The sequence below is a fragment of the Citrobacter sp. MGH104 genome (assembly GCF_001034485.1).
Lineage (GTDB): Bacteria > Pseudomonadota > Gammaproteobacteria > Enterobacterales > Enterobacteriaceae > Citrobacter > Citrobacter freundii.
The window spans coordinates 2,823,857-2,836,008 of the sequence record NZ_KQ089818.1 but is presented as its reverse complement, the minus strand read 5'-3'; the positions used below and the strand labels follow the sequence as shown (position 1 = coordinate 2,836,008).

9 protein-coding genes and 1 tRNA gene are annotated in these 12,152 nt (G+C 50.3%); 5 read left to right on the top strand and 5 right to left on the bottom strand.

Features of this window, described 5'->3' with window-relative positions:
• Positions 1 to 101: 101 nt before the first annotated feature.
• Positions 102 to 794: a two-component system response regulator TorR gene (torR, locus tag SK34_RS13275; RefSeq protein ID WP_032948739.1), complete on the top strand. Its 693-nt coding sequence runs from the start codon at positions 102 to 104 to the stop codon at positions 792 to 794.
• Here the strand turns inward: torR and torT are convergent.
• The gene (gene torT, locus SK34_RS13270) at positions 767 to 1,798 is read right to left on the bottom strand and encodes a TMAO reductase system periplasmic protein TorT (protein ID WP_048233219.1); all 1,032 of its coding nucleotides are present in this window, start codon (positions 1,796 to 1,798) and stop codon (positions 767 to 769) included. The genes torR and torT overlap by 28 nt on opposite strands.
• A gap of 82 nt (positions 1,799 to 1,880) precedes the next feature.
• On the opposite strand from torT, the gene torS reads away from it, so the two are divergent.
• Positions 1,881 to 4,646 (top strand): TMAO reductase system sensor histidine kinase/response regulator TorS, encoded by a 2,766-nt coding sequence (gene torS / locus SK34_RS13265; protein WP_071684890.1) that lies wholly within the window; start codon positions 1,881 to 1,883, stop codon positions 4,644 to 4,646.
• Positions 4,647 to 4,683: 37 nt separating this feature from the next.
• On the opposite strand, the gene SK34_RS13260 is transcribed toward torS, so the two are convergent.
• Positions 4,684 to 4,760: transfer RNA gene (locus SK34_RS13260), tRNA-Arg, on the bottom strand.
• Between the two features lie 253 nt (positions 4,761 to 5,013).
• Here SK34_RS13260 and fimW point away from each other — a divergent pair.
• The 3 genes from fimW (at position 5,014) to fimZ (ending at position 7,935) form a co-directional block, all read left to right on the top strand.
• The gene (gene fimW, locus SK34_RS13255; RefSeq protein WP_003021906.1) at positions 5,014 to 5,607 is read left to right on the top strand and encodes a fimbria biosynthesis transcriptional regulator FimW; all 594 of its coding nucleotides are present in this window, start codon (positions 5,014 to 5,016) and stop codon (positions 5,605 to 5,607) included.
• A gap of 385 nt (positions 5,608 to 5,992) precedes the next feature.
• Entirely contained in the window at positions 5,993 to 6,715 is a 723-nt protein-coding gene (fimY, locus tag SK34_RS13250) for a fimbria biosynthesis regulator FimY (protein WP_003021904.1), read from the top strand.
• A gap of 587 nt (positions 6,716 to 7,302) precedes the next feature.
• On the top strand, positions 7,303 to 7,935 hold the full coding sequence (fimZ, locus tag SK34_RS13245) for a fimbria biosynthesis transcriptional regulator FimZ (RefSeq protein ID WP_003021902.1): 633 nt from the start codon (positions 7,303 to 7,305) through the stop codon (positions 7,933 to 7,935).
• A gap of 49 nt (positions 7,936 to 7,984) precedes the next feature.
• Here the strand turns inward: fimZ and sfmF are convergent, their stop codons facing one another.
• Genes sfmF through SK34_RS13230 form a run of 3 tightly spaced genes read right to left on the bottom strand, consistent with a single transcriptional unit; the run spans position 7,985 to position 12,147 of the window.
• Complete coding sequence (sfmF, locus tag SK34_RS13240) at positions 7,985 to 8,479, bottom strand: fimbria assembly protein (protein WP_085951539.1); 495 nt, start codon at positions 8,477 to 8,479, stop codon at positions 7,985 to 7,987.
• Positions 8,480 to 8,513: 34 nt separating this feature from the next.
• Positions 8,514 to 9,521: a type 1 fimbria D-mannose specific adhesin FimH gene (fimH, locus tag SK34_RS13235; RefSeq protein ID WP_044712796.1), complete on the bottom strand. Its 1,008-nt coding sequence runs from the start codon at positions 9,519 to 9,521 to the stop codon at positions 8,514 to 8,516.
• 4 nt (positions 9,522 to 9,525) lie between these two features.
• Positions 9,526 to 12,147: a fimbrial biogenesis usher protein gene (locus SK34_RS13230; protein WP_003847495.1), complete on the bottom strand. Its 2,622-nt coding sequence runs from the start codon at positions 12,145 to 12,147 to the stop codon at positions 9,526 to 9,528.
• Positions 12,148 to 12,152 lie beyond the last annotated feature (5 nt).

Here is a 12,152-nt window from a genome sequence, read left to right as displayed (position 1 = left end):
CAGAGGATCTTATTTCTCAAATGTGAACAGCAACACTGGTCAGGATGAATGACTTACGGCACAATGTGAACAGATATGAACAGAAAGAGCACGCCATCAGGATGTCGCATCACATTGTAATTGTTGAAGATGAACCCGTCACCCAGGCGAGGTTACAGGCATACTTTGAACAGGAGGGTTACCACGTCTCGGTCACCGCCAGCGCTACAGGCCTACGTGAAATCATGTCACAACATCCTGTCGATCTTATTCTGTTGGATATCAACCTCCCGGACGAAAATGGCTTAATGCTGACCCGTGCCCTGCGCGAACGCTCAACGGTAGGGATCATTCTGGTGACGGGTCGTAGCGATCAAATTGACCGGATCGTTGGCCTGGAAATGGGCGCTGATGATTATGTCACTAAGCCGCTGGAGCTACGTGAACTGGTGGTTCGGGTTAAAAATTTGCTCTGGCGTATCGATCTTGCCCGCCAGGCACAGCCGGAGACCAAAGATAACTGCTATCAGTTTGCCGGATACTGTCTGAATGTCTCCCGGCATACCCTGGAGCTGGGCGATGAGGCGATCAAACTCACCCGCGCCGAGTATGAAATGCTGGTCGCCTTTGTCACCAATCCGGGGGAAATTCTCAGCCGCGAACGTTTACTGCGTATGCTTTCGGCACGACGGGTAGACAATCCAGACTTACGCACCGTGGATGTATTGATCCGCCGTTTGCGCCATAAGCTACGGGCCGATTTACTGGTGACGCAGCACGGCGAAGGTTATTTTTTAGCAGCCGACGTGTACTGATACAGATAAACCGGACGGAACCCGCCAGGAGAAAGTGAGTGCTGAACATGCTGGCTGTCGGCATTTTTCGGGGTGAGCACCAGGATCGGCGGACTGATATTTTCCGCCACCGGTTGCCCTTGTAATACTCTGATAGCCTGTTGAATCGCCAGTTCACCTTGCCAGACCATTTGATCGCTGGCAGCCATAATGATTCTTTCGCGTTTAAGTCCGCGATAAACCTGATGCGACAGGTAAAAAGAGACAACGGTTAGCGGCGTCCCCTGATTCCGCTTCTCTCCCATCGCTGCCTCCGCAGCAATTGCTGTACCGGCAACCACATCGACATCCGGGTGACGTTCAAGCATCTCTTGTAAAAGGTTGCGCTGAACTTCAATATCATTATCCCCCAACGCCACATCCACGATGTGCACCTGACTACCGGCAATCGCCTGACGGAATCCTGCCACCATTTCGCGGCTGCCTCCGGCGTCATCAGGTCCGGGCAATAATAAGACCTTTAACGGTTTTCCCGCGCTCCACTTAACCAGATAGTGGCCTGGCTGGTAACCCATCTGGAACCATGGAACTCCGACCCGTGCTTTCACCGTCGGATCGTGTATCGCATTCACTACCTCAATGACCGGCAACGTACCAACCTGCGCCTGCAAATCCGGAAAAATCGTTGTGCTGCTGCCCAATAAAATGGCATCCGCGCCCCACTGCTGGCACTGGGCGATTTGTGTTTTTTGCGTGGTGAACTGACGATACCCTCCCGCCTCAAACACCTTCAGGCTTACTCCATATTTTTTTGCCGCCTCAAGCATGCCGTAATTCACTGAAAGCCAGTAGGAATCCTTCAGGCTGGGATACAACGCGCACAGTTTCCAGACTTTGCTTGCAGTAACGTCCGTCTGCGGCACCGAGACTGACTGCCGGGTATCCTGCCAGCGCAGCAGTGCAGACCCGGCCGCGTGACTTAAGCCGGGAAAAAGTGTGATAAGCAGGAAAACCAATACGCGCATGATAGCCTCAACATTGATAAGGCTTTATCCTAGTTGCTTTCCTCTTTTGGACTCAACCTTTTTAATCTGTGGCGACCAGACAGTGAATTTATCTCTGACCAAACGACTGTGGATAGGCTTTGCGCTGATGGCGGCACTGACTCTTATCAGTACGCTGACAGGCTGGTATAACCTGCGTTTTGTCAGCCAAGTTGAGCAGGCCAATACCCAGGCGCTAATTCCAACCATGGATATGGCGCGCCAGCTCAGCGAGGCCAGTGCCTGGGAACTGTTTTCCGCACAAAATCTGACCACCGCAGACAATGAAAATATGTGGCTGGCTCAGGGGAGAATGCTAACCGCCCAGAGTCTGAAAATAACCACATTACTCAAAACTCTTCGTGAACAGGGCTTTGATACTTCGGCCATAGAACAACAGGAAAAAGAGATCGCCCAGTCGTTAAGCCATCAGGGGGAGATGGTTGGCGAACGCCTGAAATTACGCGCTCAACAGCAACAACTTAGCCAGCAAATTATTGAGGCCACCGCTGACGTTGCCGAAATGGCGCGCGGCCAGGCCAGCAATGCAGCTACCTCGGCGGGCGCCACGCAGGCAAGCATTTATGATTTAATTGAGAGTCATCAGGGGCAAGCGGCTGAACACGCGTTGGACAGGCTCATCGATATCGATCTGGAATATTATAACCAGATGAATGAGCTGCGCCTGAGCGCGCTACGCGTGCAGCAAATGGTGATGAATCTGGGGAATAACCAGGCGCAGAATAACCTGGCTGCGCTGGAAAGCCAGTTGAATGCCGCCGTCAGAGTGCTTCACCGCCGACAAATACGTATTGAAGATCCAGTGGTGCGCACTCAGGTGGCCGACACCGTCAATACGATTAGCCGTTATATTGAGCTGCTGTCCCTGTATCGCCAGGATAATGACTTCACGACCCAATTGCAGATCTTATCGCAGAATAATATCGAACAATTTACCCGTTTCAGTAGCGAAGTCAGCCAGTTGGTGGAAATCATCGGCCAACGCAATCAAAGCGGACTCGCGCATCTCAAACAGGCCAGCCAGCGCGGGCAACACTTGCTGCTGCTGTTAGGTGGCGTGTCATTATGTTTGCTGATTCTTATACTTTGGCGTGTGGTTTATCGCTCAGTCACACGCCCACTGGCACAGCAAACCCAGGCGTTGCAGCGTCTACTTGAGGGGGATATTGACTCCCCCTTTCCGGAAACCGCAGGCGTTCGCGAGCTGGATACCATCGGGCGGTTGATGGATGCCTTTCGCAGTAGCGTTCACGCCCTCAATAACCATCGCAAACATCTGGCCGCACAGGTTAAAGCTCGCACCGCCGAGCTGCATTCTATGGTATCTGAACACCGGCAGGCCCGTGCAGAAGCTGAAAAAGCTAACCAGGCAAAATCGGCGTTTCTTGCCGCCATGAGTCATGAAATACGCACTCCGTTGTATGGTATCCTCGGCACTGCGCAGTTGCTCTCAGACAATCCAGCCCTGGCACAGCATCGGGAAAATCTACGCGCAATCACCGACTCGGGCGAGTCTCTGCTGACCATCCTCAACGATATCCTCGACTATTCCGCCATCGAAGCCGGTGGAAAGAATGTGGCGATAGGCGATGAGCCTTTTGAACCCAAACCCTTGCTGGAAAGTACGCTTCAACTCATGAACAGCCGCGTTAGCGGTCGCCCGGTCGTGCTGGTTGCGGATTTTGCCGATGACGTTCCCGCTTCCCTGCGTGGCGATCCGCGCCGTATCCGGCAAATCATTACTAACTTATTAAACAACGCACTACGCTTTACCGATCGAGGACACATTATCCTGCGTAGTCGGCGTGAAGATCAGGACTGGTATGTTGAGGTTGAGGATACGGGATGCGGAATTGACCCTGCCCGTCAGCACGATATTTTTCAGCCGTTCGTTCAGGTAAGCGGTAAACGCGGAGGAACCGGGCTCGGACTCACCATCAGCGCCAGTCTCGCCAAGGCAATGCAGGGAGAGCTAAGCGTTACCAGCACACCCGGCGTCGGGAGTTGTTTCCAGCTACGTCTGCCATTGCGGGCAACCACGATGCCCGTCATTAAACCCGCACAACGCTCCATATCGTTACAGGGCTTACGCTTATTGCTTATCGAGGATAATCCTCTTACGCAGCGCATCAGCACAGAAATGCTCACTCTCAATGGCGCACAGGTCACCGCTGTCGACTGTGCCGAGGAGGCGTTAAGCCTGTTGCGGGAAGATGCCAGCTTTAATGCTGCTCTGGTTGATTTCGATCTTCCTGATATCGACGGGATCACGCTGGCGCAGCAGTTAGCCCACGACTATCCGGCACTTAACCTGATCGGCTTTAGCGCACACGTCATCGACGAAACGCTAAACCAAAGAACCAGTACCCTGTTTCTCGGCATTATTCAAAAACCGGTTCCACGGGATGAACTCAGTCGACTTATTACGCATTATCTGCACGCCAACGAGTCTCTCCCGCTTGCATCAGACAATGACAACAAACGGTTAGATTTTCAGCAATTGGCTGGGGATATCCAGGTCATGGGATGGCAAAAGGTGCACGAATGGTTAGCGCTCTTTAAGCAACACACCCTTCCTTTATTAGATGAAATTGACACGGCGCGAGATTTAAATGAGCGCGAGCAGATAAAACGTCTGGCGCATCAGCTCAAAAGCAGCTGCGCCAGCATGGGAATGCACTCAGCCAGTACGATGTGTGCAGCACTTGAACAGCAGCCGTTGGGTGATTTTTCACTCAGAGAGGAGATCCAACAAAGTCTTTATGAGGTAGAACGTTGGCTGGAAGCAGAAAAACCGTCCCACTCGTAACGGTGCGTTGAAGCTGAGCATAGGGACTAACTTTGAATGGTACGCCCTGTAGGATTCGAACCTACGACCTACGGCTTAGAAGGCCGTTGCTCTATCCAACTGAGCTAAGGGCGCATTGCGAAGTGATTACTTCATGCAGATGAAACGCGTGAATTATACGGTCAGCGCCTGCTGAGTCAATGCCTTTTATTTCAGTTGCTGGCGAAGTGTACGAATGTTGATTTTTTCTGCTTGTTCAAGGGTATCCAGGAAATCACCTGGTAACAACTCAGCCCACGAAACGCCAGATTTAAGGATACATGTATTTAGAATATTTATGATTTTGCTTAACATTCCCTTACCCCTCCAGTGGTTCAGGAACTCTTTAATGTTAAGTATCGCCATCAAGGAAGAAAACAGTCACTTCGAACATGGACTGAAAATCATCATCTCCCATCTGGCAAATCAGTGGCATCAGGAGATCTGCTTTTTACCTGTCGAGAATATCGATCGCGCTGACATCGCGTTTATCTCCCTGGATGAAGATTGGCTCAGCGCCGATTGCTATCAGATTCCGATCCATACCCGCCGCCAACACCGGGTTGTCATCTGCAACAGAAACGATAAAGATAAGCTGATGTTCCGGCCCTGCCTGTACATGTTGCCGCTGATCTATCGGGAAGATGACGTTGAGGAAATGACTAAAAAATTAGTCCCCATCCTGCAAAAACGTGCGCTGCGCAACAACGTGCCTGCAACTATCTGCCATTACTGCACTACCCGCAACTTTTCTGTCGACGAACGCAAGTTCTTAATGTTTCTCGCCAGCGGATATACCTTAGCCGAAACGGCTCACCTACTCTCAATAAGCGATCTTCAGGCCAAAGCGACCCGCCGCGGCATAATGAAAAAGCTGCATGTGAAAAACGATCAGCAATTCTTAAGATACATCCGCGCCCATCTGAATTTTCTACAAAATTAGACGGGGTATCTCTGCCTAATTTTTATTGAGAAATATCTCATCCTCGATTAAGTATCGACTCCTACTGTACCTATCCGCAGACTGCCAGAATAATCCAGCCATACTATTTCCGGGGTAACAGAAAGACACACCCGGTAATATTTTATCTAATATCAGAGAGAGGTTGAACTGGATAAAACGATCTTTTGGGCATTGAGTAAGACATCAGAAAACTTCCGGCAGATTATTCTGATGGGATACGCAATTGCCAGTCTGATGATTGTTGAAGTACTGAAACCCAACGGCACAAGGACATTGACCTTTACGCTGGCAAAAATTTGGGTCAGGGATGTTTATAGTCAGCAATTTATCCAGACCTGCCGCAACAGAAATGGAATGGAAAAGGATGCACAGCGCAAAACGCCGGGACCGCTATCGCCGCATACGAAACACTAACTGTACCTGGCAATATCCCCACTGTACCTCACAAGTATTTGACCGGCTCGAGTATCTGGCGCAAAAACTCGAATACACATTACCGGACGACACTATATCTCAGGCGATAATTACAACAGACTACTACCTGGCCTATGCGTTAAGTCGACATTTATTCTCAGGCACACGTACGGCGGTCTTCCAGAGCGTTGAGTCGGCCTTACCCAGCATGCAAGAACCAGTAATTAGCCAGTTAGTGATTGACATAGAAAGCTTAACACTCCCCTATTTCGATATACTTGAACGTTTGCGCCAGCTAATTAAGCAGCGTAATGACATCCAGATCTTCATAATGCTTTCCAGTCGTGATGAAGACCTGACTACCTTTATTTCACTATCCGGACCATTTTATATCTTATCACGTAATTTACGCCTTCCGGAGGTGCGTCACGCCTTATTATCGCCGGTTCCTGACTATATTCATTCCAGACGCATAAATCAGCTCGATTGGGAGATGATTGCCTTACTTTTACAAGGTAACTCCTTAAAAAAGATTGCATTGTTACAAACACAACCCTACCACCGTATCATCTATCGCCTGAACCAATTGATTACGCGCCTGGGGTTACCCAGCAGACAACGCTTTTTGCATCTGATACACCGCCTCAACGTTACCTCTCTTCATTTAATTTAACACCATAACCCTATGTGCGATAAGATTTTTTAGGAAACTACTTATTCTCGAATAAGAAAAAAGATCTAATTTTTACAAATATTTAATATTTACAACTATTCCTGGTCTTATGCCTGGTGCCACTGTCACACTTAACCTTACTGATTCTGTGCATTTCAATATAAAAAAGCCTAATTACAGTCTTAACAAAACCTAAACAATTGGTTTATTGTATCGTTTTTACTATTTAAAAAAAATTTTCAATCTGCCATAATTCGAACTGCAGATAAATAATACCAATAGTCATTAACACATCTGGATCTTTCAGAATATCCTAACTGACATTAACAACCGGGATGTTGTAAGTCTTTTCCGAAAGAACAGAGCAGGTATAATCCCCACAGTTTCCTGATTAATTGTTAGTTTTCCCGGTGTGAAATGGATTTTCCACAAATTCATTGTTCTGCAGAAGAACAACCGAATAAACAAGGATGAAATAATATTTATTCGGTTTTCCCGCAGAACAATTCTTGGCTATTTGACAATATTATAACGCCTGATGTTTTATCAAATTCGCAAGATACGCAAACAGTTTGAGGCATACAACAATGAAACCAGCATCCGTTATCATTATGGACGAACACCCTATTGTCAGAATGTCGATAGAAGTACTACTCGAGAAAAACAGTAATATTCAGGTAGTATTGAAAACCGACGACAGCCGTACGGCAATAGAACACCTGCGCACATACCCGGTCGATCTTGTCATCCTGGATATTGAACTACCTGGTTCGGATGGATTTACATTACTCAAGAGAATAAAGTCTCTGCAGGAGAAAACTCGGGTGCTGTTTCTCTCTTCCAAATCGGAGTCTTTTTATGCCGGGCGTGCTATCCGGGCCGGTGCAAATGGTTTTGTCAGTAAACGAAAGGATCTCAATGATATCTACAATGCAGTAAAAATGATTTTATCGGGATATTCTTTTTTCCCGTCGGACACCCTTAATTTCATTAACAATATAAACGCACAAAAAGGTGTGCTGAATGACATGCCGCTCTCTAACCGCGAGGTTACGGTTTTGCGTTATCTGGCAAACGGTCTGTCCAATAAGGAAATTGCTGAACAGTTGTTACTCAGCAATAAAACGATTAGCGCTCACAAGGCGAATATCTACTCCAAGCTCGGGTTGCACACCATCGTTGAGCTGATCGATTATGCAAAAATGCATGAGTTAATGTAATAACACTCCCGGCGAGATGTCGTTCGGGAGCGTTTTGTCAGCTTATTGATTAATTATAGTTAATCATAAACGTGGCATCAGCCCTGGCGACGCCAGGCTGAACTCCATCGGCTAACGCGATATAGTTGGCGAAAAAGGTCAGCGTGGCATTGCCGTTCTCATCAATCCCCACGGCCTGGCTCGCCTGTTCGAGCGGTAATCGCGTACGATCGCTGTCGTGCAGTTCAATCGCCACCTTTTGTGCCATGACCGCATCATCAAGCGCCAACAGCGTCGTGCCCGGAGCCGGAGTACCGGAAAACGTTATCGATGCGGATCCCGGCGGGCAACCTTCAAGCTTCAGCGTAAACGCGACCGGTTGAGTGGTATCTCCGCTGGTCTGAAGCTGCTTTGTCGGCCAGGTCCCCAACTCCACCGACTTATTGCTGTCGCTGGCAATCACCGCACAGGTAAAGTCCACCACGTTGCCACGCAGCTCAATATTGATTTCCCCCAGCGACGAGGAGGCATGGCCCAACGAACTGAATGTTAGCAGGGACACCATCGCCAGAAGCGCCCCTGCGAATGGCGTTTGCTTGTTAGTCATAATCCACTCGCAGATAACCACGAGCCGTAAAAGGCCCTTCGGTAGGTTTATTCCCCGTCACGCTGACCGGCCATGCCCGAATACCGACCCTGGCTGCGGCGTTATCATCCAATTGAAATGGGATATTGCTGGACAAATTGTTAGGCGTCAGCGGGTTACCACTGCTATCGGCGACGATAAAACCTAAATCCGGGTTGTCAGAAACCATCATTTGTCCGGTGGCTTTCTCAGCCTCTACACGCATGGTCAAGTAGGCCTGTGCGGCGACGTTGGTGCATTTTATCGCCACGGTTTTGGTCTGCGGATTAATGCCTTCGGGCCGGTTTCCTGCCCCCGCCTTGCTAAACAACGATGCGCCAATATCGCCAAAATCAAACTCAACAATCTGCCCGGCGTTCACCTCACAGTTTTGTGGAACCTCCACCTTACCGCTGTAGCTGATGGTGTACACCGGCGTGCTTAGCGCATCTCCGGTACTGGTCGTGACATAGACGCTGAACATCGTCTGACGCGGAATCGGAACCATGTTAATAAACGAGCGGATCACTTTGAGTTTAAACACCAGCTTTGAATCCATTACGCCAAAAGGCTGCTGTTTCGATACGTTGGGGTGAGTCCCCATGCGGATATAATTACGCGGAGGATAAAACAACCCGGCATAGCTGTCGGTGATGCTCATGGCTCCCAGCAGGTAGTCATTGAGCTTCAGATACTGAAAACCGCCCTCGGTACTTTGCACCGGAAGTTCAGTGACATAGCTTCGGTAGGTGTAATTCACCGACGTTCCGGCCGGACAGGTGGCATTCACGCCAATCCAGCCCGATTTTTCCGGTAACGTTACAACCTGTCCCGGCTGGTTGTTGCTGCTGTTAAAGACATTCGACAAATCGTAAAAAACATCCGTTGGCGTGCCATTCGAGTTATGGCAGACCGTCGCCCATGACGAATGTGCCATCAGCAGTAAAGCGCTTCCCAGTAACAAACCCGTTTGTCTTTTCATCGTATTATTCCTGTCGTGCCGTTGGAGATTCGCACGTCACGTTCGTGAGCGTCACCGCCTGTTTCAGACTCTCCTCAGGCAAGGCATAGCGCGCCACGCAGCGAGCGTTTGCGCCTTCCCCCCATTGGATCAGCAACTCGCCTTTTAGCGGCAGACCACTGAGATAAATTTGCCCGTCTTCGCCCACCATACTGGTCACGCCACTGGTGTTTTCCCGCACAATAGAGCCAAACGGCACGGGTTTACCGGCATGTTTGGCGGTAATCAGCGCCCGCACACCGATTCGTGTATCAAACGCCGCTCGCACCAGCGCCCCTTGCGTTGGTACTACGCTGCTGACGTTATTTTCCACATCGGTATTGTTGTTCATGGAATTGGTGTCTAACGCGACACGGTTATAGCGATAGACGGTGGCATACGGCATCACCGCGTATCCACGCCAGTCGGTTTGAACGCCGGTCTGGTTTTCTATCCGCACACCCTGTGCGCCAGGCGCTTTAATCAGCACATTGGTATCACCCAGAGGCTGACTGAGCGTAATGCCATCCGCATGCCCCACCACGCCGCCAGAGAGTTGCCAGTTGTAGTCATGCTGATCGCGATCGTAGTTGTATCCCACGCCCAGCGTGCCATAGGCCGCCTGCCAGTTGGCACTGGCGTTTCCGCTGTAGCCATTGGTGCTGCTGTGCCCCTGATTCACGCTGTAGCTCAGGTTGCGTCCATCCAGCAACGTACCGCCGATCCCGCTCTGCCAGCTATTTTGTCCATTGCTATTACGGTTAGCATTAAAGGTGGCGTAGGTGCGATCGAAGGCGCTATCTCGCGAGTAGCGCCGTCCGCTCAGCAGGCTGAACGGTATTGACATATTGAACGCGACAATACGGTCGGTGTCGGAGATGCCAACCGATTCATTCCACGACCAGGAGAGTGAATAGCTAATACCTTGCCAGCCGCTGGCATAGCCCAGTTGATACCAGGTATTGGTGTCTGAGGTATTCCAGTACGTTTGCTGACTACCCGAGACATACAGCGATCCGTAATCCCCCAGATTCTGCGAAATGTTTATCTGGAAACGGCCCTTTTTGCTGTAGCTCAGGTTGTGGTAACTCTTCACATCGGGCACATCGTGGCGATTGCCCTCGCTGTCGTATTCGTACTCATAGCCTTCCATACTGCGATACGCCACATCGTCGAGGGTATAGAAACCACGCGTAGAGTAGCGATATCCCAACAACTGAAAGTTGGTGCCAAAATTGTTCAGCGATTTCGCATATAGAAAACGCAATGACTGCCCCTGGTGCGTACTGTCATCCGCCAGTTGGCTGCGGGCATGGGTCAGATCGACAGAAACCGCCCCCCAGTCCCCCAGGTTTCGGCCGGTGCCTAAAACCACCGCCGTGTAGCGTGAGGCCAACTGCGTACCGCCGTAAGCGGTGTAGCCTTCTGGTAACCCAGCAATTAATGTTCCCTGGAAAAAGAATGGAGAAGATTGTTGGCTATTGCCGCTGCGAAAATCCCCTGCGACCACGTCATATTTGAAACGCCCTTCTCGTTGTAACAAGGGAACCGTGGAGTACGGCACCGTATAGCGCTGTTGGCTGCCGTCCTTTTCGTCCACCGTCACCTCAAGGTCACCGCTGGATGACGTCGGGTTGAGATCGGTTATCGAGAAAGCGCCCGGTGAAACATAGCTTTGATAGATCACATAGCCATTCTGACGAATGGTTAGCTTTGCCGCTGTTCGCGCAATACCGCGAACGGTAGGCGCGTAGCCCTGTAAGCTGTCGGGATACATACTGTCTGAGGAATAGAGCCGCGCCCCGCGGAATCCGACGCTGTCAAAAACGTCGTTGCCGGTGTTGCTGTCACCCATCACCAGCTCGCCCTTCAGCGGAATAATCGCGCGCTGAAGCCATGTGCCGATGTTTTTCCAGCTTTGTGAGTGATATCCGTCACCTTTGGAATAGCTCCATGCGCCGTTATTTCTCAAACGCCAGGGGCCATAGTTCAGGCCACTGAGCATACTTAAGAAATAACTGTCCGTATCACTCCCGCGACTGCCGGTGAAACTGTAGTTAACCAGCGCAGCCGGGATGCCTTCATCCCACTCTTCCGGTGGAATATAGCCACGCGCGCTGTTTAACATCGACGCCTGCGGCAGGCTGACGTTTAGTCGCAGGGTAGAAAAATCAAACGCAATCTCGCTGCCTGGAATCGCCTCAGGTAGATTGATGCAGGTATCGTTCGCATCCTTACTGAGTGCCGGAAACGCGGCGATATTGACGCCAAGGCGCTTCACCCAGTCGAGCCCAAAGCACGGCATCAGCCCACCGGACTTCTCCCCGGATTTTCCCGCGCTGGTCGTAAAACGAATATCCTGAGTAGCCACAAACTCATCATTGCGCCAGATATCCACGCGATAAACACCTTCAGGCTGGTGATTACCTTTTTCAAAACGTGATAAATCCGCCACGGTTGCCGTATCCGCAGATAAAAAGGCCGGATTAAAATAGCTTTCACCATGGCTTAAAGAGGGAAAGAGCGCCGCCAGCGTGGACAACGCCACCCCCGCCAGCGGTGGCGTAACCCCCGGAAACAGGCCAGGAAAATACGTTGTCTTATTCATCGTTA